The organism is Serratia sp. S4 (genome assembly GCF_000347995.1).
Taxonomy (GTDB): domain Bacteria; phylum Pseudomonadota; class Gammaproteobacteria; order Enterobacterales; family Enterobacteriaceae; genus Serratia; species Serratia quinivorans.
In genome coordinates this window covers 2,433,442-2,457,243 of sequence record NZ_KB661120.1, presented here as the reverse complement: position 1 = coordinate 2,457,243, position 23,802 = coordinate 2,433,442, and the positions used below count along the sequence as shown (strand labels likewise).

Below are 23,802 nucleotides of genomic sequence, written 5' to 3'. Positions count from 1 at the left end.
AGCCGCCGGTTATGCCAGCACCCAAAAAACAAAAAATCACGCTCTGGGAGTTTTTCCAGAGCCTGGGCAAAACATTCATGCTGCCCGTCGCCTTGCTGTCGTTCTGCGGCATCATGCTGGGCATCGGCAGTTCGCTAAGCAGCCGCGATGTCATCACCCTGCTGCCGTTTATCGGCCACCCTGCTTTCCAGTTGCTGTTCACCTGGATGAGCAAGATCGGCTCCTTTGCCTTTAGCTTCCTGCCGGTGATGTTCGCCATCGCCATTCCGCTGGGCATGGCGCGTGAAAACAAAGGGGTCGCCGCGTTCTCCGGCTTTGTCGGCTTCGCGGTGCTGAATCTGGCCACCAACTTCTATCTGACCACCACCGGCATTTTGCCCACCACCGATCCGCTGGTGCTGAAAGCCAACAACATCCAAAACATTCTCGGGATCCAGTCGATTGATACCGGCATTCTGGGTGCGGTGATCGTCGGGATTATCGTTTATCAATTGCATGAGCGTTTCCACAACATTCGCCTGCCGGATGCGCTGGCATTTTTCGGCGGAACCCGTTTTGTGCCGATCGTCACTACCCTGGTACTGGGTCTGTGTGGTCTGGTGATCCCACTGATCTGGCCGTGGTTCGCCGCCGGCATTACCGGTCTGGGCTGGGTGATCAACAGCGCCGGTGCCTTTGGCCCGATGCTGTTCGGCACCGGTGAACGTCTGCTGTTACCGTTCGGCCTGCAACATATTCTGGTGGCGCTGATCCGCTTTACCGAGGCGGGCGGCACGCTGGACGTTTGTGGCCATAGCGTGAGCGGCGCGCTGACCATTTTCCAGGCGCAACTGTCCTGCCCGACCACCACCGGCTTTGCTGAAAGCGCCACCCGCTTCCTGTCCCAGGGCAAGATGCCGGCCTTCCTCGGCGGTCTGCCGGGTGCGGCGCTGGCGATGTACCACTGCGCCAAGCCGGAAAACCGCCATAAGATTAAGGGCCTGCTGATCTCCGGCGTAGTGGCCTGCGTGGTCGGTGGCACCACCGAACCGATCGAGTTCCTGTTCCTGTTTGTCGCGCCTTTCCTCTACCTCATTCACGCCGTCCTGACCGGGCTGGGCTTCACCGTGATGGCGCTGCTGGGCGTGACCATCGGCAATACCGACGGTAATATCATCGACTTCGTGGTGTTCGGTATCCTGCACGGCACCGCCACCAAGTGGTATCTGGTGCCCGTCGTCGCGGCCATTTGGTTCGCCGCTTACTACGCCATTTTCCGTTTCTCCATTCAGCGCTTTAATATCAAAACGCCGGGCCGCGAGAGCGAAACTGCCGCCAGCCAGAGCGCATCTGCAGGCCCGGTCGGCAAATCCGGCTATAACGTACCGGCCATTTTGGCGGCGCTGGGCGGCAGTGAGAATATTGTTTCGCTGGATAACTGCATTACCCGTCTGCGCCTGTCGGTCGACGACATGAGCAAGGTGGATGACGCCGCGCTGAAGGCCAATCGCGCCATCGGCGTGGTACATCTCAACGAGCACAATCTGCAGGTGGTGATCGGCCCGCAGGTGCAATCGGTGAAAGATGAATTAGACTCACTGATAGCGGCAGCGCCTTCTGCTGCGGCCCTGCAGGGAGCGTCAAATGTTTGATTTTTCCACCCCGGTCGATCGCCACGGCACCTGGTGCACGCAATGGGATTATATCGCTGACCGCTTTGGCAGCGATGACCTGCTGCCGTTCACCATTTCCGATATGGATTTCGCCACCGCCCCCTGCATTCTCGAGGCGCTACAACAGCGCCTGCAGCATGGCGTGCTGGGCTACAGTCGCTGGCAGCATGAAGATTTCCTCGGCGCGGTGCGCCACTGGTATCAACAGCGCTTCAATACGCCCATCGACACCCAGATGGCGGTGTATGGCCCGTCGGTGATCTACATGGTGGCGCAGTTAATCCGCCTGTGGTCGGCACCGGGGGAATACGTCGTCACCCACACCCCGGCCTATGACGCGTTTTATAAGGTGATCCTCGGTAATCAGCGCCAACTGCTGGCCTGCCCGTTGCACAAAGACGGCAACGACTGGCAGTGTGATATGGCCCACCTGGAGGCGTTGCTGGCACGGCCGCAAACCAAAATTCTGCTGCTGTGCAGCCCGCATAACCCGACCGGCAAGGTATGGCACACCGAGGAACTGCAGCAAATGGCCGAGCTGTGCGAACACCACGAGGTGCGGGTGATCAGCGATGAGATCCATATGGATATGGTCTGGGGCGAGCAACGCCATACGCCGTGGAGCCAGGTTGCCACCACGCCCTGGGCACTGCTGACCTCCGGCTCCAAAACCTTCAATATCCCGGCGCTGACCGGGGCCTACGGCTTTATCAGCGATGATGCCGCGCGCGACGCCTACAGCCAGCAGCTCAAGGCCCGCGACGGGCTGTCTTCCCCGGCGGTGTTGGCGGTAGTGGCGCATATTGCCGCTTATCGCCACGGCGAACCCTGGCTGGACGCGCTGCGCGATTACCTGCAGGACAACCTGACCTACGTCGCCGAAAGGCTCCAGCAGGCGTTCCCGCAACTGGCCTGGCAACCGCCGCAATCGACCTATCTGGCCTGGATCGATCTGCGCCCGTTGGGCATTGACGACCAACAGTTACAGCAGGTGCTGATCGAGCGTGAGAAGGTCGCCATTATGCCGGGATTCACCTACGGCGAAGAAGGCCGTGGCTTCCTGCGGCTGAACGTCGGTTGTCCGCGTAGCAAGGTAGAGGCCGGTATGGATAAGCTGATTAACGGACTGAAATTTGTGCTGAATTCAGCATAACCTCTAGCGCCGCCGGCTCCAACCGCTGCAAATTAGCGGCGATATCACCCTGGCACAGAGCATTATTACCGAACGTTCGACCGACGCCACGCTGATTACCCCGCTGGAACAGGCCGGGTTGACGGTAATCAAAGCCTGAGTGGCCTGCGCAATTAAATGACCTAATAAATACGTGGCTATTAAAACTTTCCGCGTATTTATTACGGTTAATCTCCGCACATCGGATAAAAATGCGAGAACAATCACACTTCATTAAACTTATTTTCTCCCGGCGAGTCACTTTCTCCTTGGCAAATAATTTCATAACAACTCAAATGTAACATGATGATTATTAATAAATAGTGTTTAACCCCCTGTTATGGCCCCCAAATAAAAACGAGATCTCCCTCTCAAAAACATCACCCGCCGCCAGCATGTCAAGGTCATTCACGAAAATATTTGTGATTGTTTTGTGATGTCGCCTGCAAATTTTAGCGATGTCAAAAATGACAATAAGCTCCACGGAACAGATTGGGAGCAGGCATATGAAAATCGGTGTGGTAATAAGCGGCGGCGACGTCACCGGTATCAATAACTTTATTTTCCAGGTCGCGAGACTGACGCAGGCAGATATCATTCTGTTTAACGGCGGAATACCCGGATTATTGGCCAATCATCATCAAGCTATCAGTCATCGTGACCTGGTTGATTATTCTATTTCATCAATGCCGATAATCTCTTCCGGCCGTACGGCCAGGAAGCTGGTCGCCGGTGAATATGAAACCATCAGCAAACAGCTTAAGGCTTTGCACATTGACGTGCTTATTATGGCCGGTGGCGACGGTTCGCTACAGTTTTTAAATACCCTCAGTGAATTTGGCGTTAACTGTTTTGGCGTAGGCATGACCATCGACAATGATGTTTTTGGCAGCCTTTACAGCATTGGTTTTTCCACCGCCTGCGAACAGGTGATCAAAGAGGTTTCCAAACTGCGTAACACCGGGCGCGCCCTGCCCGGACGGGTGTTTATGATTGAACTGCTTGGCGGTTACTGCGGGGAACTGACGCTGCAGGCGGCGATAAAATCCAATGCGGACTTTGCCCTGATCCCGGAATGCCAATATGCCTTAAGCCAACTGGCAGATAAAATAAGCCAGCGACTGGAACAACAAAATAGCGTTATTATTTTATGTTCAGAAGGCTATACCAAAGAATATTCACCGGGTTTTCAGGGTGCCATCGACACCATGATTAAACAGCTCGAGCCAAAAATTGGTGTGCGCATCCGTAAAACCATTATGGGGTATGGCCTGCGCAATGGCGATCCCACCTGTGAAGAGATTTATCAGGGCACTATTATGGCCAGCGAAGTGGTTCGCTGTATTCACTCTGGCATGAAAAACAAGGCGGTCATTATTAATTCCGCTAACCAACCCATCCCTATTGATTTAATCAGCATGCAAAAACGTTTGGTTGATACCGAAGGACACCATTATAAACTCGCCAGGCAATTAAATATAATCTGAGGAGAGACTCATGCTTAAAATACTGTGCGTATGTGGCTGTGGCCTCGGCTCCAGCTTTGCCATCGAAATGAGCGCAAGAGCGGTGCTGAAAAAATTAGAGATTGAGGCAGATATTGATCACACCACTATCTCTGAGGCCAGCGCCTTTAAATCAGACATTATTCTGACCCAAAAAACCTTCGCCGACATTTTAAATGCCGACGCCAGCGAAGAAGAAAAGAAACGGGTGATTATTCTCCACCGGCTCACCGATAAGGCGGAAATTGAGCAAAAGATTGTGGCCTTTTTGAAAGAGCGCGATATGAAGGAAGCCCACCATGAATAGCCTGATTGACTTTATCGTCAAGGACCTGCTCGGTCAGGCTTCGATCCTGATCGCCTTTATTGCCATGCTGGGGCTGATACTGCAGAAAAAATCCACCGGAAAAGTGGCCGAGGGCACCTTTAAAACCCTGTTGGGTTTTCTGATCATGATGGCGGGCATCAACATTATTGTCGGCGCCCTGACCTATTTGAACAGCATCTTCACCCACGGCTTCGGCATGACCGGCTACATCACCGACGTCGCCGCCATTGCCGGCCTGGCCAACCGCGAACTCGGCTCGGAAGTGGCGATGACGCTGATGGTGATATTCGCGGTGAATATCATTATTGCGCGTATCACCCCGTTCAAATACATCTTCCTGACCGGGCAAGCCTTGCTGTGGATGGCCACCATAGGGGCGGTGATCGGCTATAAAGCGGGGCTAACCGGCCTGCCGCTGATCCTGACCGGCGGCATATTTGGCGGCGTAATGGCGGTGCTAATGCCGGCCTTGGCACAGCCGGTGGTGCGCAAGATTACCGGTTCGGATGATGTCGCTTTGGGGCATTTCTGCACCATCGGCTATCTGGTGCAGGCGGCGGTCGCCAAAGTGGTCGGTAAAGGATCCCGCTCAACCGAAGATCTGGAACTGCCCGACAACTTCAAGTTCCTGCAGGACACCTACCTGTCGATGGCGGTGGTGATGATCCCGATGTATCTGATCCCCGCACTGGCCGCCGGCCCGCAATACATCGCCCAGTATGCCGGCGGCATGAATTATCTGATGTACTCCTTTATGCAGGCCATCCAGTTTGTTGCCGGGGTATTTATCCTCTACAGCGGCGTGCGTCTGCTGCTCAATGAGTTGGTCCCGGCCTTTCGCGGCATCGCCATGCGCATCGTACCGGACGCCAAACCGGCACTGGACTGCCCGGTACTCTTCCCCTACGCCCCTAACGCGGTGATCGTTGGCTTCCTGGCCACCACCCTGGGTTCCATCATCGGCATGATCGTTTTCCCGATGTTCGGGCTGGCGATGATCCTGCCCGGCCTGCTGACCAACTTCTTCGCCGGGGGCACCGCAGGCATCTTCGGCAATGCGCTTGGCGGCCGACGCGGCGCCATGATCGGCGGCGTGGTCCACGGCCTGTTTATCACTTTCCTGCCCGCCATTCTGGTGCCAATGCTGGAAAGCTACGGTTTTGTCGGCGTGACCTTCAGCGACTCCGACGTCATCAGTAGCGGCCTGGTGATGGGGCATGCCTTCCAGGGTAACTGGCTGTTCATCGCTCTGTTCATCATCTTCGTCACGCTGATTGCGTGGTTTGTTAACGGTAAATCAACCAAGCACCATGAGGAAAAAGTCCATGAAACTCTATAACTTCAACGAACTGTTGTCCGTAGCCAAAGCCCGTGATTTCAAGGCAATAGGTTCATTCAACCTCCACTGTCTGGAGATGCTGCCGGCCTTTTTCAAAGCGGCCAGGGACACCCACAGCCCGCTGATGATCCAGATTTCAACCGGCACCGCCGAGTATCTGGGCTACAAACTGCTGGTTGATTCGGTACGCTCACTGGCAGAGAGTGAAGATGTGCCCACCTGCCTGCATCTGGATCACTGCTCGGATATCGCCTCCATCGTGACCGCGATCGACGCCGGTTTCAGTTCGGTGATGTACGACGGTTCTCACCTGGAAATGGACGAAAACATCGCCAATACCCGCAAGGTGATCGACATTGCACGCCAGCGCAACGTTTCGGTTGAGGCCGAATTGGGCGCTATCGGCGGCTCGGAGGACGGCAAAGCGGTGGCGGAAGAAGATATCACCTTTACCACGGTGGATGACGCCAAACGCTTTGTCGATGAAACCGGGGTCGACATGTTGGCCGTCTCGGTCGGCACCGTTCACGGCATGTACACCGGTAAGGCACATATCCAGCATCAGCGGCTGGCGGAAATCACCGCGGCCACCCGTACCCCACTGGTCCTTCACGGCGGTACCGGAGTCAGCGATGAGGATATGCGACGAGCAGTGGCAGGTGGCATTGAAAAGGTCAATGTGGGCACAGAAATGAACGTGCAATGGGTCGGCCGCTGCATGCAAACATTCGAAAAGGGCAAGGTGAATGACAGCGTGCGCAAATTCCTGATCCCGGCCAATAATGCCGTCACCCAGGTATTAACGGAAAAGATCGGCCTGTTTAGATAATCACTGCCCCGTTTTCTTTTTAATATAACCCTACAACCCTGGTGCCCCGGCGCCCGTCGGGGCTGGAGAATACTATGCTTAATTTTATGAAATTACAGCGAAATAAAAAGGCCGCACCTGATGCGCAAAACGATGCTGAAGCCAATGATATATCAGCCGAAATAACATTATTGGAGCAGCAATTGGCCGCCGCGCCGGCAAACGGCGAAATTCATAAAACATTAATGCTGGCCTATAATCGGGCATTAAAGATTTATGCCAAAAATAAAAATCACCGCCAGGAAATCGATGTGGTTTTTATCAAAATGGACGAGCTGCGCAATATTATCAGGAAGTCTCTTTGAGGGAACATGATGACCATTAAACAACTGTTGATCGAGGCCGGAGCAATACAGGTCGGCGTGCAGGAAACGGACTGGAAAAAGGTGATTGAGTTGGCGGCACAGCCTTTGGTCGAGAACGGCTATATTCACCCTTCCTATCACCAGGCGGTGATCAGTAATACGCTGGCCCATGGCGCTTATTATGTGTTTGACGAAGGCATTGCCATCCCCCATGCCCGGCCGGAATGCGGCGTGATCAAAGATTGTTTCAGCATGGTGCTACTGGACCAGGCCATCGCCTTTCAGGACAGTGAAAAGGCCGATATTGTCATCCTGTTCGGCGCAACGGACAGCAACCGGCATATTGAAGAAGGGATCCGGGCGATTGTCGAGTTGCTGGACAACAAACAGCGGCTCGATAAACTGCGCGCCGCCAAACTCTGGCAAGAGGTGGTAGAAATCTTATGACTGCGCTAACTGACAGCGGCGACAAAACCGTTATTTTGATCAATGGCATTCCGGCTTCTGGCAAGAGCACCCTCGCCCGTGCGCTGGCGCAGCACTTTAGCCTGCCTTATTTGAGCCTCGACGGCATCAAGGAACCCTTTATGGCGCAGCTGGACAACGTGGATCGTGAGCTTAACCGTCGGCTAGGTTACGCCGCCTATCAGGCCATTTGGTCTATAGTGGCGCAGGCACCGCAGCGCTGTATCTATGTGATTGACGCCTGGTATGGCTTTCAACCCAGAGAGTTGCTGCGCAAATACCTGCGCGAAGCGGGCGTGACTCAGGTTTTGGAAGTGTGGAATCAGATCTCCGCAGAGTTGGCGGCCGAACGCTATGCTGCCCGCCTCGGCCAGCGATCGGCAGGCCACCCCGGCGCAGAATATCTGCCTGAGCTGCGGGCGCTGGCCGAGCGTGCCATGCCGATGGCTATCGGTCCGGTGATCCGCGTTGATCAAGCGCTACCGCTGGAGATCGGCAAAATTACGCATTGGCTGGCGCTGCATGGCGTAGCCGATAACAACGATGAAAATATCACTAAACTGAGGGTCGGCTGATGGGGTCAGCCCACAGTTTGCCTGACGGATCGCGGGGGCGATTTTTCTCCCGCCTTCGCCTGAAAGTGCGGCACTAGTCGCAATTAATGTGATTGTTGTCACTTTTTTATGCAACGACATGGCAATTTTCATCATTTTGTTTTTATACTGATCTGCACTTTACCTACAACAAAATAACGAGTGCACATCATGATTGACTCCCGCCTTCCGCTGACCGACATCCACCGTCACCTCGACGGTAACATTCGTGCGCAAACCATCCTCGACCTGGGCCGTCAGTTTAACCTTGCCCTGCCAGCCGACGAACTGGAAGCCCTGCGTCCGCACGTGCAAATCACCCATACCGAACCGGATCTGGTCAGCTTCTTGCAAAAGCTCGACTGGGGAGTGGCGGTGCTGGGGGATTTGGAAGCCTGCCGCCGGGTAGCCTACGAAAACGTTGAGGACGCCGCTAACGCCGGTCTGCACTACGCCGAACTGCGTTTCTCGCCGTATTACATGGCGATGAAGCACCAGTTACCGGTAGCTGGGGTGGTAGAGGCGGTGATTGATGGCATTCGTTCCGGCTCCCGCGATTTGGGCATTGATGTGCGCCTGATCGGCATCATGAGCCGTACCTTCGGCGAGGCCGCCTGCTTGCAGGAGCTGGAAGGTCTGCTGGCACACCGTGACGGTATTACCGCGCTGGATCTGGCCGGTGACGAACTCGGCTTCCCGGGTGGCCTGTTCCTCAACCACTTTAACCGCGCCCGTGACGCCGGGTTGCGTATCACCGTGCACGCCGGTGAAGCCGCCGGCCCGGAAAGTATCTGGCAGGCGATTCGTGAGTTGGGCGCAGAGCGTATTGGCCACGGGGTGAAAGCCGTTGAAGATCCGGCATTAATGGACTTCCTGGCGGAACACGGCATTGGTATCGAGTCTTGCCTGACTTCCAACATTCAGACCAGCACCGTGGCTTCTCTGGCGCAGCATCCGCTGGCGAAGTTCCTGCGTCACGGCGTCATGGCGTCGATCAACACCGACGATCCGGCGGTTCAGGGCATAGAAATTGAGCACGAATACCTGGTAGCGGCACCACAGGCCGGGCTGACGCCGGCGGAGATCCGCACCGCTCAGGAAAACGGCCTGAAAATGGCGTTCCTCAGCGAGCAGGAAAAGCAGGCGCTGCGCGATAAAGTCCGCGGCTGATTGAACAATGAGTTAATAAACGCATAGGGCCAGTCAGTCATACCTGATTGGCCTTTTTTATCTGCTTCCCATGTGTTGCTGAAAATCCTCAGACATGAAAATGCCCAACAATCTTCCGACTATTGGGCGTTGTATATCCATTACAGAAAACTATTACCACTTATCTCGGTAATTGAATGCCAAAAAACAATCAAATTTCTCGCTGGATATTTGATTTTTGAAATAGGGTTGAATAAGTGGCACCCAACCTTTTGCAACAGCAAATTCACCGTTGTTCATTGTGTCATCTTCAGGGAGCCCCAAACGCCCGATGAGCGTATCATCATCCCCAAAATCTTTTGAATACTCTTCGCCAATAAACTCATCGGTTTTTTTGTCAAACCATGTAAGCCGCAGTTTTAATCCCATGACACTTATCTCCGCTATAAATATTTTTTAATATTACGTTTAGGATTTGGACCTTCTAACTGTTTGCCAGTTTTTGGATCAAAGGCGCCCAGGTGTTCACCGTCACTGGCACGATATCCTTCCAGCTCACCATGCCGTGAGTCCCACTCATAAATTTTACGGCCTTTATCCCCATACCAACGTGCCCGAAGTCCCCCTCCTGACTGCTTGGGTGTTTTTGGTCTACCCGGTTTAAGCTCTCCCAACCCCTTAATTTCATCCGTCTTTGGTGTTGGGTGATATTCATGCCCACGTTCTGCGGTTCCTTGCCGAGGTTTGACAAACACGGGTTTGTCATCCTTTCCGGCCTTCTTGCGTGGTTTGTTGAACATGACATAAATCGGATCAAGGCCACTTTCTACCGGCGGTACAAGAATATAGTCATGAATTTTCTGAACATCTACTAACGGTAATGTAACTCGCGCTCCTTTGCTCGAAACATCGACATGTCCACCGCGATACAGTTTTCCAGGTTGGGAGCCAAGTGGTGTGACAATAATCTGATAACCGCTAACATCTTTATCACTGGCAGGACGCCAGGTGAGAGTGATGGCTCCATCATCGCTAGTAAAACTAGACTCTCGTTTGACTGCGTTCCAGGTCATTGCCCTCAAGGGAACCGCACCAACCAAATTCTTATCATCGGGACGAACGACGTCAATATGGATCCTTTCATCACCATCGCCATCTAGCCCCGTACGCCGCGAAACCAATCGGTAAGGCATTTGAACAGCACCATAACCTCCAAGTGCATTTCGTGTATCATCTCTGCTCAGTCCGAAATTACTGACATCCAGTGACGATACTATGGTCAAAGCTGAGACATCCAGATCTTCATAGAATACAAATGAGAACTGAGCTAATTCAGATGCCATAACTTGGCCATTCTCATAAAGCTTGTTAGGCGCTACGCTGGCAAGCGGTGTCGACACTGAAGAGAAAGCACGACGAATTCCATTCACTAGAGTGTCATTTGCGGCAATCGCATCATAGTTAGCCAGAGCAAATCCGTCTCCTTTCCAAAAATACGCTTGGTTCTCCATGTACAATGGACTAGGTTTGGTCCCCATGACAGGCCCATATTTAGGTAAATCTGTTGACGTAACCGACAATACAAATTCCTTTCTTGCCTGGGTCTGCCAGAAAGCAGATTGCTGTGCAGGTGTCCAAGTGGCAATGACCGGATCAGTTCGTTCTCTATCTGGTCTTTCTTTTTTCCAGTTTTCTTTACCAAGACGGGCAAACTCAGCCCTCTGAGCCACTATATCTTTTTCTTTTTCTCGCAAATTGAACAGTGCATCATTCAAGGCCGAAACGGTTTTATTCGTTCTGTCCATTTCTCGGTGGTACTGCTCTGCAAGCGCTGGTTGACGGCGAGACTTTGCATTTGTCTCCTGAACTGATTGCCGTTTGGCAGTCACCTGGCTAAAGGCTATTTCAGCCTGTGTTTCTTCTATCTGCCGTTGAGTAATAGTCAACTCTGGCAGTAACGTCTGATAACTTGTTATTTTTCTTTGCTCATCGGTTTGGGCAAATTCGCGACGCTGCCGAGCATCCTGATAAGTCTGAAGCGCTTTGCGCTCAATTTCGCGAGCATTAACCTCATTCACTGGCATGACTTCCACCACGGCAACATAAACTGGTGGGAGGTTGCTAGCAGTGGGAAACACCACAATCCCATCATGCGTATTACCGCCAGGAGCAGATGCCGGCAACTGTTTGGCAGGAGCATCTTTGACCTCACTAACCCCATCCGGAGGTTTTGGAGCCGTTGGTGGCGCTGGTGCATTGACACGGATATGGATGTCAGGCATGCCCGGAACAATCCCTGCGGTAAATACATCAGGTCGTTTTGTGGGCTTGGCCTCAACCACCGGAACACTCATTGGCATTGACGGTGAACGTATGACAGCCACTTTCTGCTGACCTTCGTCGACAACATCAGAAAGACGAGCATCAACCACTGTAGCAGGCTGCGTGGGGAGTTGCCCCAGAGGCGTTTTAGTCACCAAATCCGCTGGCAATGTGGTCGTAATGTGCCGAACCATTGACATATCGTCGGGGGCAATTTTTGTTGGTGTAATACCTTCCACCACCAGCCCCCATAGGCTGCCGCGCCACAGCGTGCCTACTGTTGGTACACCCAACGTTTTCACTTTGGCCAGTGCTTCTGTGATAACTGATTGCACGGTTTTGGATTTAAGAAGGCTAAATCCCCACAGGCCATCGACTAGAGAAATGTTGGTCGGTGCACCTAGAGCAATCGATGCCTGCGCTTCAGGGAACAGGCTCAGGTTGACCTTACCACTCCCGGTTGGGTGGTCTCTGTCGCCGCCATTATTACCACCGCCAGTGTTGCCACCAGTATTCTTACTCCCCCACGGATCGTTCTCCGAACTCCAACCGGAGTGATCCGATGCATCAACTCCACCACCCTTGTTTCCGTTGCCGCCGAGCCCTGTCGGGCCACCGTTTACACCGCCGCCAGGACCACGGCTGTCTTTACCATCTCCACCACTCATAGTGTTTCTCCTTTGTGAAATAAAACAACTGTATGTGCAACCAGTAATTTAAAGGGGGGTTAAAAGATGATCAAGCCATCCGCACAATCACTTGTTGTGTGGTGCCGCAAACAAAACGAGGGGCCTATTTGAGATAGCATTATGGGAGTTGAGGTTAACAATGGGCGTATAGATGCCCCCATACAGACAGATGACAAACCTGTGTCAGGGCTAAACCGGTTGGGGGCTAGCAGGTTCGCCGCAATTTAACCCATTGATTATGCTATTGGGCGCAGCATGCAGCGCCCTTACCATGAAACAACGGATCATTTCGTCAACGAACCCATTTTTTACTTCGCCGTCTGCACTTCTGCACTCTGTTTGGCGGTTTTGCGCGCATAGCGCTGGGCCAGCACGGCACACACCATCAATTGCACCTGATGGAAAATCATCAGCGGCAATACCATCGCACCCACTGCCGCCGCAGGGAACAGCACGTTAGCCATCGGGATACCGTTCGCCAGGCTCTTTTTCGAACCGCAGAACACTATGGTTATCTCGTCGGCGGTGTTGAATCCCAGCCAACGCGCGGCATAGGTGTTGATAATCAGCACCACCGTCAGCAGCACCAGAGACATCACCAGGATGGTCAGCAACGACCAGCCGTCAATCTTGTGCCAAATGCCCTCTACCACCGCGGCGCTAAAGGCGGTGTACACCACCAGCAAAATCGATGACCGGTCAGTAAGATTAATCAGCTTGCGGTGGCGATCGACCCATTTGCCGATCAGCGGCCGTGCCAGATGGCCCACTACAAAGGGCACCATCAGTTTCAAAATGATCGAACCGATGGCGTGTAATACGTCTGTATCACCGCCCTGGGTGTGCATCAGTGCGCCCACCAGCAGCGGCGAGAGGAAAACGCCGAGGATGCTGGATGCTGAAGCGCTGCATACCGCCGCCGCCACGTTACCGCCCGCCGCCGAGGTGAAGGCGATGGCCGACTGAACCGTGGCTGGCAGCGCGCACAGGTAAAGGAAGCCCATGTAGACCGTCGGCGTCATCAGCCCCGGCACCATCAAATTCATCGCCAGCCCCAGCAGTGGGAACAGCGCAAAGGTGCTGAGGAACACCACCAGATGCAGCTTCCAGTGGCCCATGCCGGCAATAATCGCCTCACGCGACAGCTTGGCGCCATGCATAAAAAACAGCAGAGCGATGGCAGCGGTGGTCAGTCGATCAAAGAAGGTTTTCCATATCCCTTCGCAGGGGAAAACCGAGGCGACGATCACCACCAGAATCAAAACCAGCAAAAATTTATCAATGCGCAGACGTTGCAACCAGGACATGGAACCGGATCCTTCGAGGAGTAAGGCGGGTTCGGTCAGCCGAACCCGGATAGGAAAGCACGGCGGTTAGGCTACCGGCAGCGCTCTTTGCTGTTTTGCCGATTCCAGGCCCAGTTCGATCAGTTCCATCACCTGGATGGCATCGGCGGCCGGTACCGGGTTTTCACCCACACCGTTAATCGCATCACGCACAGCCGCGTAATAGGCTGGGTAGTTGCCCGGAATACTCAGCAGCGGTTTCTCCGCCAGCACGCCATCACGTGACAACGTCACCACACCGTCGCGCATATCATAACCCCAGTCCGCCTGCGGTAGACGCTCACCTGCTTTTAGCCGGTCTTCCTGCGGATCCAGGCCAAATTTGATAAAACTGCCCTGGGTGCCATGCACGATATAACGGGCGGATTCCGCCGCCGCCAGCATCGTAGCGTGCAGGACCACCCGACGTTTGCCGTAGTTGAGCACCGCGTGGAAATAGTCCACCGACTGCGCGCCTGGACGCAGTTCGGCCAAATCAACAAACAGCGTTTCCGGCTTGCCGAACAGTTGCAGTGCCTGATCGATCAGATGCGGCCCCAAATCGTACCAAATGCCGCTACCTGCGCCGCCCAACTCACGCCAGCGCTGACGCACTTCTGGCCGGAAGCGATCGAAATGAGATTCGAAATAAACCACCTCGCCGAGCGCGCCTTCTTTCAGCAGCGTCTTAAGCGTCAGAAAATCACTGTCCCAGCGGCGGTTGTGGAATACCGACAACAGCCGGCCGCTCTGCTCCGCCTGTTGTTTTAACGCCTGAGCCTGTGACAACGTCACGGTAAACGGTTTATCCACCACCACATGTTTACCGGCGGCCATGGCCTGCTGTGCCAGCGGGAAGTGGGTATCGTTGGGGGTAGGAATGACGATCAGATCGATAGAAGGGTCGTTAAACAGCGCCTGCGGATCGCTGACTACCGTCATCGACGGCCAGTCTGCGTGCACTTTCCCGGCATCGCTGCTGGAAACGGCGGCCAACTCTACGCCGGGAGTGCCAACGATCAGTGGCGCATGAAAGGTTTTGCTGGCATAGCCGTAACCGACCAGCCCAACCCGAAGTTTTTCTGCCATGGTGTTTCCTCTTACTGGCTCGCAATAGACCCATCAGATTTGACACCATGATGCAGGCGGGAACAAGAAGTAAATTTAATGTTAACTTGAGGCCGCCACATAAGGCTGTTCACGTTGATTTCTGGCCGGATAGTTTATCTCCAGGCTGCGGCGGCGGAAATCGCTCGGGCTAACGCCCACCCGCTTGCGAAATACCCGGGAAAAGTACAGCTGATCGTCATAACCCACCACCCGACCTATGGTGGCGATCGACTCCTGCGTAGTCTGCAACAGCAGCTTGGCGCGGATCACCCGCTGATCTTCGCGCCAGCGCAGAATATTGATGCCCACCTGCTCGCGGAACAAATGCGCCAACCGCGATGGTGACAGACAGACATGGCGCGCCACCTCATCAATCCGCAGCTCGCCGGCCAGGTTGCCGGTGATAAACTGGCAGGCCTCAATGACTCGCGGATCCATAATTTTCTGCGGGCTGAGCGGGTCTTCCTCCATCGCGCGCAACAGCAGACGCTCCAGCAGGTTCATCCCCAGCTCTTCGGCAAAGCGGCGACCGGAACGCTGAGTCTGTTCGATATTGGCGAACAGCCGATCGAACTCCAGTAACAGGTTATTGTTCGGTAAGGTCAGCCGCCCCACTTCATGGGTTTTGCTGTGCCATTCCAGCCAGTCGGCCCAGTAGGCGCGCGGACGGAAATACACCCAGCGGTGATACCAGCAGTCGCTGTCCGGCGAACGGCCGTAGTAATGCGCCGCTTTGGGTGGAAACAGCAGCAGATCGCCAGGATTGCAGTAAAGGGTATCTTCGCCGTCAAACACCTTGCCCTGGCCCTTGATGGTCAGGTTGAGAATATAGCCCTTCATGCCGCCGGGGCGGTCGATAAAGAAATCCAGCGGACCGTCCGCCATAATCGGCGTCAGCCCCGCCACCAGATAAGCGTTGAAGGTGTAACCCGGCAACAGCGGGTTAGGTTGCGGTTCCTGTGCCATGCGATGATACATCGGTCCTCCCGGCAATCTTATAGCTTAGATATCAATCCTAGCTTAGCGGCCCGGTGGATAACTGCCCGGGCCGATAACAGAACTGTGAACAGGGTTGGCAATTTAAACGCTGCGTTTGGCCTGCTGTTTGTAACGGTCGAAAATCACCGCCGCCAGCAGGATCACACCGCGCACCACATACTGCGAGAACGGCGAGATATTCAGCAGGTTCATGGCGTTTTCCACCGTGCCCAGGATCAGAATGCCGGCGATAACGTAGGAAATTTTACCGATGCCGCCTTTCAGTGACACACCACCCAGCACGCAGGCGGAGATCACGATCAGCTCATAGCCGATTGAGGTCATCGGCTGGCCACTGGTCATGCGCGAAGCCAGAATGATACCGGCGGCGGCGGACACCAGCCCGGACAGCATAAAGATCACGATTTTGGTACGTACCACCGGCACCCCAGCCAGCCGCGCGGCCTCTTCGTTACCGCCAATCGCCAGCGTATTGCGACCAAAGGTGGTCTTGTTGAGCAGGAAGCCAAACAGGATCAGACAGGCGACGGTGATCCAGATCGGCGCAGGCAGGCCCAACCAGTTGGCGTAACCCAGGGCGAAGAAGCGTTCATCCTCAATACCCACCGCTTTACCGTCGGAGATAATGTAGGCCAGCCCGCGGAAAATCTGCATGGTGGCCAGGGTGGTGATCAGCGCGTTGATTTTCAGCCGGGCGATAACGAAACCGTTAATCAACCCGGAGACCATGCCCAGTAACAGACCGGCGGCCACGCCGATCCACAGGCTTTCGGTCATGTTGATCACCACCGCGGTGGTCACCCCGGCGCAGGCAATCACCGAAGCGACCGACAGGTCAAAGTCACCGGAGGCCAGGCAGAACAGCATGCCGCAGGCCACCATGCCGGACATCGAAATCGCCAGCCCCAGCCCTTTCATATTGATAAAGGAACCAAAGTTGGGCACAAACAGCGCGCAGGCTAAAAACAGCACCGCAAACACCACCAGCATGCCGTAGCTGTCCCAAATTCGCGCCAGCCCCAGGCCGTTACGTTTTTTCACAGAATGGGTCGTTATGGTCGACATCTCTTTCTCCTTCACAATCAGGCCACCGCCGCAGCGGCATCTGGGGCTATATCGGGGGTGCGCAGCATCGCCAGGCTGAGGGCTTTTTCCTCACTGGCCTCGTCATGCCGTAATTCGCCGGACAGTGCGCCTTCACGCATCACCAGGATACGGTCAGCCAGCCCCAGCACCTCTGGCAGGTCACTGGAGGCGAACAGCACCGCAATGCCGCGCTGCGCCAGTTGGTAAATGACGTGATAAATTTCATGCTTGGCACCGACGTCGATGCCGCGAGTTGGTTCATCGAGCAAGATCACTTTCATCTCTTCCGACAGCCAGCGACCCAGAATGGCCTTCTGCTGATTGCCGCCGGACAAATTCATAATCAACTGCTCAGGGCCAGGCGTTTTGATATTCAATGCACGAATATGATGATCGGCATTGCTGGCCTCCCACCCTTTGTTGATCAGGCAACCGGCGCGCAGGCTGTTGCGCCTTGCGCTGATGTTGATGTTGTCACGCACCGAGTGCACCGGGATGATGCCGTCCGCCTTGCGATCCTCCGGGCACAGCATGATACCGGCGCGGATCGCGTCAATCGGTGAACGAATGGCGATCGCCTGTCCATCCAGCATCAATTGGCCGGCACTGACCCGTGTGGCACCAAAAACCCCCTTCATCAGTTCACTGCGCCCGGCTCCCACCAGGCCGAACAGCCCGACGATCTCTCCGGCCCGCACGCTAAGATCGATCGCCGTTTTGACGCCCGGCGCTTTCAGCCCCTTGAGCTCCAGACGCACTGGCCCCAGCTCACGTGGCTGGTAGCCATAGACGTCACCCAGATCGCGTCCGACCATCGCCTGCACCAACTGCGCGTTATCCACCTGCTGCATATCGTCAAAGGTGCGCACGTAGCGGCCATCTTTAAACACGGTAATGGCGTCGCTGAGGGCAAAAATTTCTTCCATACGGTGCGAGACATACAGGATCACCCGCCCTTCGGCACGTAATTCACGGATCACCCGGAACAGTTGCTCAATCTCTCTGGCGGAAAGTGAACTGGTGGGTTCGTCAAAGGCGATCACCTTGGCGTTGCGCGCCAGCGCCTTGGCGATTTCCACCATTTGCCACTGGCCGATCGACAGGTATTTCAGCGGCGTATCCGGATCAATATCCAGGCCGAGGTGTTGGAGCTGCAAGCGGGATTCATAGCGCAGCAGTTTTCTGTCCACCAGCCCGCGTTTGGTCGGCAGTTGGCCAAGATAAATGTTCTCCGCCACCGTCATTTCCGGCACCAGATGCAGTTCCTGATAGATAATCGCCACCCCGGCATTCAACGCATCGGTGGTGTTGGCGAACTGCACCGACCGTCCCTGCAGCTGAATTTCCCCCTGGGTTGGCGCGTAATTGCCACTGAGAATTTTCAGCAGCGTGGATTTCCCGGCGCCGTTTTCCCCCATCAGCGCGTGGATCTGCCCGGCCTGGCAGCTAAAGCTGATGTCATCCAGCGCCTTCACGCCCGGGAAGGTTTTACCTATGCCTTTAAACGCCAAATACGGCAATGCGGCGGTCATGGTGTGCTCCTCCTGCAGTCAAAAATGCCGCCCGACTGAGTGCCGTGGGCGGCTCGCTTATTACATCAGGCCTTTTTTCTGCAGTTCGGTTTTAAAGTTATCGCGGGTGATCAGCACCACGTCGGTCACTTCGGTGAACTTTTGCGGCTCTACGCCCTTTTCGACCCAGTCATGCAGCATCTGGATACTCTTGTAACCATGGATATCCGGGCTTGGCAGCAGCGAACCGTAGAAACCGGTGGCCTGTGCCTTGGACAGCTCGCTGACCGCATCCACCCCGTTGATGCCGATGCCGATCACGTTCGGCGCTTTAAAGCCCTGGCCTTCGGTGGCGCGCACGCCGCCCAGCACGGTGTTGTCGTTCATGCCGACAATCAGCCAGTTTTTCACTTCAGGATGCTGCACCAGCATTGAGTTGGCGGCGTCAAACGCCCCAGGGATATCGTTGGATTTGGTCGGCACGCGATAAATTTGTTTCTCCGGGAAGCCGGCCGCCTTCAGCGCGTCTATCGAACCACCGGTGCGACGACGTGCGGTGTCCAGCTCATCGGCGGTGATCGCCATTACCGCGGTGTCCGCTAATTTCCAACCGCGCTTATTCTGCTCTTTCCACAATTCCTGCCCCTGACGCTCACCGATTTTGGTGGCGGCCATCATCACTAACGGCACGCTGTCCATAGGTTTGCCCTTGGCGGTGACAAACTGGTCATCCACCGCAATCACTTTCAGGTTGTAACTACGCGCCTTGGCGACAATCGCCGAGCCGAGTTTCGGATCTGGCGTACAGATAACAAAGCCCTTGGCCCCGCTGGCCGCCAGGCTGTCGATGGCATTGAGGGTTTTCTCCCCGTCCGGCACGGCGATTTTTATCACTTCAAAACCGAGATCCTTACCGGCCTTGTCGGCAAACTTCCATTCGGTCTGGAACCAGGGTTCCTCCGGCTGCTTGACCAAAAAGCCCAGCTTCATGGTCTCGGCGATAGCTGAATGTGACATAACGGCCGCCAGACTCAGTGTCACCAGCGCCTTAGTGAATTTATGCATGATGCTCTCCGCTATTTTGTTCTCTGTGGCGATGAAAGCCGCCCGCTGTGAAAACGTTATCATTAGGGTGTCTGCTGTCGGCACATCGCTTATCTCGCGACATTCACCCACAGCAGGAGTAAGACGGCTTAAGTTTTAGCGGGTATTTGTTACTGAAATGTAGAGCGCTATCACATCCGTGGAATACAGCAGATATGTGCATATATTTAGCGAATTCCGCCAATCGATAACTTATGACAGCCGTCACAAAACCACTGCGGGAAGCAGAAAAGTGCATACTTCCAGCTAACGGCTCCTCACCTGCCCAGCGCTTCGGCTCCTATGGTTGTCACAGCGTATTAACACATCAGGAGTCAACATCATGACGGCAGGTGCTATTGCCCTGGGATTGGACTTCGGCAGCGACTCGGTGCGGGTGCTGGCGGTCGACTGCCATAACGGCGCGGAACTCGATACCGAAGTGGTCTATTACCCCCGTTGGCAGCGCGGCGAATTCTGCAACGCGGCGGAAAACCGTTTTCGCCACCATCCGCTCGACTATATAGAAGCCATGGAACAGGCGATCGTCACTCTGGTGCAGCGCATGCCCCCGCAACAGCGGCTGCAGGTGATTGGCATTGGCGTTGACTCCACCGGTTCTACGCCGGCGCCGATCGACAGTCAGGGTCAGGTGCTGGCACTGCGCCCGGAGTTTGCCGATAACCCCAACGCCATGTTTGTTTTGTGGAAAGACCACACCGCCATTGAAGAGGCTGACGCCATCAATCGGCTATGCCGCAGCGGCGAATTCCCCGATTATTCCCGCTATATCGGCGGCGTTTATTCCTCTGAGTGGTTTTGGGCCAAGATCCTGCATGTCACGCGCCAGGACGCCGAAGTACGCCAGGCCGCCGCCTCCTGGGTTGAACTGTGCGACTGGGTACCGGCGTTGTTGTCCGCTACCACCGCGCCACATCAGTTAAAACGTGGGCGCTGTAGCGTCGGTCACAAAACGCTGTGGCACCCGGACTGGGGTGGCCTGCCGCCCAAAGCCTTTTTTGCCGCGCTCGATCCTCTGCTGGTTGAACACCTGCCCTGGCCGCTGTTTGAAGACTGCCATACCGCCGACCTGCCGGTAGGTACCCTGAGCGCCGAATGGGCGGCACGCCTCGGGCTACCCACCACGCTGGTGCTGTCCGGCGGGGCCTTCGACTGCCATATGGGGGCCGTCGGTGCCGGTGCCCAGCCTTATACCCTGGTGAAGGTGATCGGCACCTCCACCTGCGACATTCTGATCGCCGATCGTCAGCGAGTCGACGGCCGCGCTATCGAGGGCATTTGCGGTCAGGTCGACGGCAGCGTAGTGCCGGGAATGATTGGCATGGAGGCCGGGCAGTCGGCCTTTGGCGATATGTATGCCTGGTTCAGCCGCCTGCTGAGCTGGCCGTTGCATGCAGCGGCAAAAAACCAGCCTGAACTGCAACCGCAGCTACAAAAGATTGAAGCCGGTCTGCTGGCGGCACTGACCGATGCCTGGGTGGAAAACCCGTCACTGGATCATTTGCCGGTGGTGCTGGACTGGTTTAACGGCCGCCGCACCCCTTACGCCAACCAGCGGCTGAAAGGCGTGATCGCCGATCTGAACCTCGGCACCGATGCTCCGACGCTGTTCGGCGGCTTTATCGCCGCCACCGCCTTTGGCGCCCGCGCCATTATGGAGTGCTTTGAACAGCAGGATATTCCGGTCGATAACGTGCTGGCGCTGGGCGGTATTGCGCGTAAATCTCCGGCAATTATGCAGGCCTGCGCCGACGTGATGAACCGACCGCTGCAAATTGTGGCCTCCGATCAGTGCTGCGCGCTGGGTGCTGCCATCTTCGCCGCCGTAGCCGCCGGCCGTTTCATCAGCGTGCCCGAAGCCCAGTGCCAGATGGCCTGCGGCATCGAACGTACCCTGCAGCCCGATCCGCAGCGCGTCGCTCGCTACCAACAACTTTATCAACGCTATCAACAATGGTGCCAGGCCGCCGAGCCGCGCTACGCCCCGACCTCCGGTTCAGCAAATTAAGCCTATACCCAATACAGAGGAGTCTTTTTTAATGAATGCATTCAAGCAGCGCGAAGTCTGGTTCGCCATTGGCAGCCAGCATCTGTACGGCCCGCAAACCCTGCAACAGGTCAAGGCACACGCCGAACAGGTGGTGGACAGTCTCAACCGCGAAGCCGGCCTACCGGTAAAACTGGTGCTGAAACCGCTGGTCACCACGCCGGATGAAATCACCGCCCTGTGCCGTGACGCCAACTATCAACCGCAGTGTATTGGCATCCTGGCCTGGCTACACACCTTCTCACCGGCCAAAATGTGGATCGCCGGTCTGTCCGTGCTGCATAAGCCGCTGTTGCAGTTCCATACCCAGTTCAACGCCCAGGTGCCCTGGGACAGTATGGATATGGACTTTATGAACCTCAACCAAACCGCCCACGGCGGCCGTGAGTTTGGCTTTATCGGCGCCCGTATGCGCCAGCAGCACAGCGTGATTGCCGGTCACTGGCAGGATCCCGAGGCACACCGGCGCATTGGCCAGTGGATGCGTGTCGCCAGCGCCAAACAGGCCGGCCAGCAGCTGAAAGTGGCCCGTTTTGGCGACAACATGCGCGAAGTGGCGGTGACCGATGGCGACAAGGTCGGTGCGCAGATCCAGTTTGGTTACTCGGTCAATGCCTATGGTATTGGCGATTTGGTCAGCGTCATTAACGAAGTCAGCCGTGGCGATGTAGATACGCTGATTGAAGAGTATGAGGCCAGCTATGTGCTGAGCGATGCGGCAAAAATCAACGGCGCAAAACGCGAAAACCTGACTGACGCGGCACGTATCGAGCTGGGCATGAAACGCTTCCTCGAACAGGGCAACTTCCAGGCCTTCACCACCAACTTTGAAGACTTGCACGGCATGAAACAGCTGCCGGGGTTGGCGGTACAACGCCTGATGCAACAAGGCTACGGCTTTGGCGGCGAAGGCGACTGGAAAACCGCCGCGCTGCTGCGCATCCTGAAAGTGATGGCCGATGGGTTACACGGCGGCACCTCGTTTATGGAGGATTACACCTATCACTTCCAGCCGGGCAACGATCTGGTGGTCGGCTCGCATATGCTGGAGGTCTGCCCGTCGATCGCCAAGGAGCCCAAACCGCTGTTGGATATCCAGCCGCTCGGTATTGGCGGCAAGGCAGATCCGGCGCGGCTGATTTTCTCTACTCCGGCCGGCCCGGCAGTCAATGCCAGCCTGATCGACATGGGCGATCGCTTCCGTCTGCTGGTCAATCAGGTGGACACCGTGGAACAACCGCACCCGCTGCCCAAGCTGCCGGTGGCGCGCGCCATCTGGCGGGCCCAACCCACGCTGGCGACCGCCGCCGAAGCCTGGATCCTGGCGGGCGGCGCCCACCACACGGTGTTCTCCCAGGCGCTGGACGCCGATATGCTGCGGCTGTATGCCGAAATGCATAACATTGAGTTCTTGCTGATTGACCAGGACACCACCCTGCCAGCATTCAAAAACGAGCTGCGCTGGAACGAAGCCTACTATCAACTTAACCGCCGTTAATCGCCCGGCTACCGGTGGCAAAATCGCCTGCCGGTAGCCAAACGTGCTGCCACGCCGCCTTGCTCCCGACCATCCGCTTGATATTGATGACGAAGCCCGCATTACCCGCTAAGCTATGCGGCTGTCACATTGGATCATGTCTTACCCAGGAAGCCGTTTATGTCTCAAGCTGATTACACCCGTATCGGCGGTTGGTTGCTGGCCCCGATGGCCTATCTGATTGTCACCCTGCTTAGCGCCAGTCTGATGCTGCTCCTGTATGGCATGGCGATTTTCGTGCCGGAATCGCGCGAATATCTGCTCACCAACGCCCAGGCGTTTAGCATGCAGTGGTATTTCTCGGTGCTGACCACTCTGGCGATGTGGTGCTTTACCCTGTGGCTGCTGTGGCTGTTCTGCCACCGTTCGCAGCGGTTCCCCAAATTGTTCCTGCTGTGGCTGCTGATTACCGTTTTGCTGGCGGTGAAAGCCTTTGCCTTTGCGCCGGTGCCGGATGAATTGGCGGTACGCAGTCTGGGCTGGCCACTGTTGATGGCGGCATTATTGGTGCCCTACATGAAGCGTTCCAAGCGAGTCAAAGGCACCTTTACCGAGAGCTAAGCTATCCTGTGGCACGTTTTGTGCGGATAATTGTGTAAATTTTCGCCAAAAACAGGCAAAAAGGGTAATAACCCTGCTATCCCTATGTTGTGGTCAGGCCGCCAATTCCCGATAATAGGCGGCTTTTATTTTTTTA

Annotated in this window: 21 protein-coding genes; 13 read left to right on the top strand and 8 right to left on the bottom strand. The window is 55.5% G+C overall.

Annotation, left to right across the window (positions count from 1 at the left end):
• Positions 1-11: 11 nt before the first annotated feature.
• From malX to add, 10 genes are all read left to right on the top strand, one after another.
• Positions 12-1,631 carry a maltose/glucose-specific PTS transporter subunit IIBC gene (gene malX, locus SERS4_RS0112340; RefSeq protein WP_017892711.1) on the top strand — a complete coding sequence of 540 codons (1,620 nt, stop codon included), beginning with the start codon at positions 12-14 and terminating at the stop codon, positions 1,629-1,631.
• The gene (locus SERS4_RS0112335; RefSeq protein WP_017892710.1) at positions 1,624-2,805 is read left to right on the top strand and encodes a MalY/PatB family protein; all 1,182 of its coding nucleotides are present in this window, start codon (positions 1,624-1,626) and stop codon (positions 2,803-2,805) included. The genes malX and SERS4_RS0112335 overlap by 8 nt, the downstream gene beginning before the upstream one ends.
• Positions 2,806-3,329: 524 nt before the next feature.
• Positions 3,330-4,310 carry a 6-phosphofructokinase gene (locus tag SERS4_RS0112330; protein ID WP_017892709.1) on the top strand — a complete coding sequence of 327 codons (981 nt, stop codon included), beginning with the start codon at positions 3,330-3,332 and terminating at the stop codon, positions 4,308-4,310.
• Positions 4,311-4,320: 10 nt separating this feature from the next.
• Positions 4,321-4,635, top strand: coding sequence for a PTS sugar transporter subunit IIB (locus tag SERS4_RS0112325; RefSeq protein WP_012144987.1), 315 nt, complete (start codon positions 4,321-4,323; stop codon positions 4,633-4,635).
• A complete protein-coding gene (locus SERS4_RS0112320; RefSeq protein WP_012144986.1) occupies positions 4,628-5,995 on the top strand; it encodes a PTS sugar transporter subunit IIC in 1,368 nt (455 codons plus the stop codon). The genes SERS4_RS0112325 and SERS4_RS0112320 overlap by 8 nt, the downstream gene beginning before the upstream one ends.
• Complete coding sequence (locus SERS4_RS0112315; RefSeq protein ID WP_017892708.1) at positions 5,982-6,824, top strand: class II fructose-bisphosphate aldolase; 843 nt, start codon at positions 5,982-5,984, stop codon at positions 6,822-6,824. Before SERS4_RS0112320 ends, SERS4_RS0112315 begins: the two co-directional genes overlap by 14 nt.
• Before the next feature lie 74 nt (positions 6,825-6,898).
• Complete coding sequence (locus SERS4_RS0112310) at positions 6,899-7,168, top strand: hypothetical protein (RefSeq protein WP_017892707.1); 270 nt, start codon at positions 6,899-6,901, stop codon at positions 7,166-7,168.
• Between the two features lie 9 nt (positions 7,169-7,177).
• A complete protein-coding gene (locus SERS4_RS0112305) occupies positions 7,178-7,615 on the top strand; it encodes a PTS sugar transporter subunit IIA (protein WP_026142359.1) in 438 nt (145 codons plus the stop codon).
• The gene (locus tag SERS4_RS0112300; protein ID WP_017892705.1) at positions 7,612-8,208 is read left to right on the top strand and encodes an AAA family ATPase; all 597 of its coding nucleotides are present in this window, start codon (positions 7,612-7,614) and stop codon (positions 8,206-8,208) included. The genes SERS4_RS0112305 and SERS4_RS0112300 overlap by 4 nt, the downstream gene beginning before the upstream one ends.
• 189 nt (positions 8,209-8,397) lie before the next feature.
• A complete protein-coding gene (gene add, locus SERS4_RS0112295) occupies positions 8,398-9,396 on the top strand; it encodes an adenosine deaminase (protein ID WP_017892704.1) in 999 nt (332 codons plus the stop codon).
• Positions 9,397-9,549: 153 nt separating this feature from the next.
• Here the strand turns inward: add and SERS4_RS0112290 are convergent, their stop codons facing one another.
• The 8 genes from SERS4_RS0112290 to SERS4_RS0112255 all read right to left on the bottom strand — a co-directional run bounded on the left by SERS4_RS0112290 (position 9,550) and on the right by SERS4_RS0112255 (position 19,482).
• Positions 9,550-9,804: a colicin E3-like toxin immunity protein gene (locus SERS4_RS0112290; RefSeq protein WP_017892703.1), complete on the bottom strand. Its 255-nt coding sequence runs from the start codon at positions 9,802-9,804 to the stop codon at positions 9,550-9,552.
• A 14-nt stretch (positions 9,805-9,818) separates the two neighbouring features.
• Complete coding sequence (locus SERS4_RS0112285; RefSeq protein ID WP_017892702.1) at positions 9,819-12,365, bottom strand: colicin-like bacteriocin tRNase domain-containing protein; 2,547 nt, start codon at positions 12,363-12,365, stop codon at positions 9,819-9,821.
• Positions 12,366-12,694: 329 nt separating this feature from the next.
• On the bottom strand, positions 12,695-13,693 hold the full coding sequence (locus tag SERS4_RS0112280; RefSeq protein WP_017892701.1) for a bile acid:sodium symporter family protein: 999 nt from the start codon (positions 13,691-13,693) through the stop codon (positions 12,695-12,697).
• A gap of 66 nt (positions 13,694-13,759) precedes the next feature.
• Positions 13,760-14,800: an oxidoreductase gene (locus SERS4_RS0112275; RefSeq protein ID WP_012144979.1), complete on the bottom strand. Its 1,041-nt coding sequence runs from the start codon at positions 14,798-14,800 to the stop codon at positions 13,760-13,762.
• Positions 14,801-14,881: 81 nt separating this feature from the next.
• On the bottom strand, positions 14,882-15,799 hold the full coding sequence (gene araC, locus SERS4_RS0112270) for an arabinose operon transcriptional regulator AraC (protein WP_012144978.1): 918 nt from the start codon (positions 15,797-15,799) through the stop codon (positions 14,882-14,884).
• Positions 15,800-15,901: 102 nt separating this feature from the next.
• Positions 15,902-16,885 (bottom strand): L-arabinose ABC transporter permease AraH, encoded by a 984-nt coding sequence (araH, locus tag SERS4_RS0112265; RefSeq protein WP_012144977.1) that lies wholly within the window; start codon positions 16,883-16,885, stop codon positions 15,902-15,904.
• A 17-nt stretch (positions 16,886-16,902) separates the two neighbouring features.
• A complete protein-coding gene (gene araG, locus SERS4_RS0112260) occupies positions 16,903-18,438 on the bottom strand; it encodes an L-arabinose ABC transporter ATP-binding protein AraG (protein WP_017892700.1) in 1,536 nt (511 codons plus the stop codon).
• A gap of 60 nt (positions 18,439-18,498) precedes the next feature.
• Positions 18,499-19,482 carry an arabinose ABC transporter substrate-binding protein gene (locus SERS4_RS0112255; RefSeq protein WP_012144975.1) on the bottom strand — a complete coding sequence of 328 codons (984 nt, stop codon included), beginning with the start codon at positions 19,480-19,482 and terminating at the stop codon, positions 18,499-18,501.
• 361 nt (positions 19,483-19,843) lie between these two features.
• Here SERS4_RS0112255 and SERS4_RS0112250 point away from each other — a divergent pair, with 361 nt between their 5' ends.
• The 3 genes from SERS4_RS0112250 to SERS4_RS0112240 all read left to right on the top strand — a co-directional run bounded on the left by SERS4_RS0112250 (position 19,844) and on the right by SERS4_RS0112240 (position 23,666).
• Complete coding sequence (locus SERS4_RS0112250) at positions 19,844-21,529, top strand: ribulokinase (RefSeq protein ID WP_017892698.1); 1,686 nt, start codon at positions 19,844-19,846, stop codon at positions 21,527-21,529.
• A 31-nt stretch (positions 21,530-21,560) separates the two neighbouring features.
• Positions 21,561-23,066, top strand: a complete 1,506-nt coding sequence (gene araA, locus SERS4_RS0112245) for an L-arabinose isomerase (RefSeq protein WP_017892697.1) — start codon at positions 21,561-21,563, stop codon at positions 23,064-23,066.
• Between the two features lie 159 nt (positions 23,067-23,225).
• Positions 23,226-23,666, top strand: coding sequence for a DUF2569 domain-containing protein (locus SERS4_RS0112240; RefSeq protein WP_012144972.1), 441 nt, complete (start codon positions 23,226-23,228; stop codon positions 23,664-23,666).
• Positions 23,667-23,802: the final 136 nt, after the last annotated feature.

Coding starts and splice junctions, on each gene's coding strand:
- SERS4_RS0112320 (WP_012144986.1), top strand. CDS start 4,628: ATGAATAGCCTGATTGACTTTATCGTCAAGGACCTGCTCGGTCAGGCT.
- SERS4_RS0112240 (WP_012144972.1), top strand. CDS start 23,226: ATGTCTCAAGCTGATTACACCCGTATCGGCGGTTGGTTGCTGGCCCCG.
- SERS4_RS0112330 (WP_017892709.1), top strand. CDS start 3,330: ATGAAAATCGGTGTGGTAATAAGCGGCGGCGACGTCACCGGTATCAAT.
- SERS4_RS0112310 (WP_017892707.1), top strand. CDS start 6,899: ATGCTTAATTTTATGAAATTACAGCGAAATAAAAAGGCCGCACCTGAT.
- araC (WP_012144978.1), bottom strand. CDS start 15,799: ATGTATCATCGCATGGCACAGGAACCGCAACCTAACCCGCTGTTGCCG.
- SERS4_RS0112275 (WP_012144979.1), bottom strand. CDS start 14,800: ATGGCAGAAAAACTTCGGGTTGGGCTGGTCGGTTACGGCTATGCCAGC.
- SERS4_RS0112315 (WP_017892708.1), top strand. CDS start 5,982: ATGAAACTCTATAACTTCAACGAACTGTTGTCCGTAGCCAAAGCCCGT.
- SERS4_RS0112335 (WP_017892710.1), top strand. CDS start 1,624: ATGTTTGATTTTTCCACCCCGGTCGATCGCCACGGCACCTGGTGCACG.
- SERS4_RS0112305 (WP_026142359.1), top strand. CDS start 7,178: ATGACCATTAAACAACTGTTGATCGAGGCCGGAGCAATACAGGTCGGC.
- malX (WP_017892711.1), top strand. CDS start 12: ATGCCAGCACCCAAAAAACAAAAAATCACGCTCTGGGAGTTTTTCCAG.
- add (WP_017892704.1), top strand. CDS start 8,398: ATGATTGACTCCCGCCTTCCGCTGACCGACATCCACCGTCACCTCGAC.
- SERS4_RS0112290 (WP_017892703.1), bottom strand. CDS start 9,804: ATGGGATTAAAACTGCGGCTTACATGGTTTGACAAAAAAACCGATGAG.
- SERS4_RS0112325 (WP_012144987.1), top strand. CDS start 4,321: ATGCTTAAAATACTGTGCGTATGTGGCTGTGGCCTCGGCTCCAGCTTT.
- SERS4_RS0112285 (WP_017892702.1), bottom strand. CDS start 12,365: ATGAGTGGTGGAGATGGTAAAGACAGCCGTGGTCCTGGCGGCGGTGTA.
- SERS4_RS0112255 (WP_012144975.1), bottom strand. CDS start 19,482: ATGCATAAATTCACTAAGGCGCTGGTGACACTGAGTCTGGCGGCCGTT.
- SERS4_RS0112300 (WP_017892705.1), top strand. CDS start 7,612: ATGACTGCGCTAACTGACAGCGGCGACAAAACCGTTATTTTGATCAAT.
- araH (WP_012144977.1), bottom strand. CDS start 16,885: ATGTCGACCATAACGACCCATTCTGTGAAAAAACGTAACGGCCTGGGG.
- araA (WP_017892697.1), top strand. CDS start 21,561: ATGAATGCATTCAAGCAGCGCGAAGTCTGGTTCGCCATTGGCAGCCAG.
- SERS4_RS0112250 (WP_017892698.1), top strand. CDS start 19,844: ATGACGGCAGGTGCTATTGCCCTGGGATTGGACTTCGGCAGCGACTCG.
- SERS4_RS0112280 (WP_017892701.1), bottom strand. CDS start 13,693: ATGTCCTGGTTGCAACGTCTGCGCATTGATAAATTTTTGCTGGTTTTG.
- araG (WP_017892700.1), bottom strand. CDS start 18,438: ATGACCGCCGCATTGCCGTATTTGGCGTTTAAAGGCATAGGTAAAACC.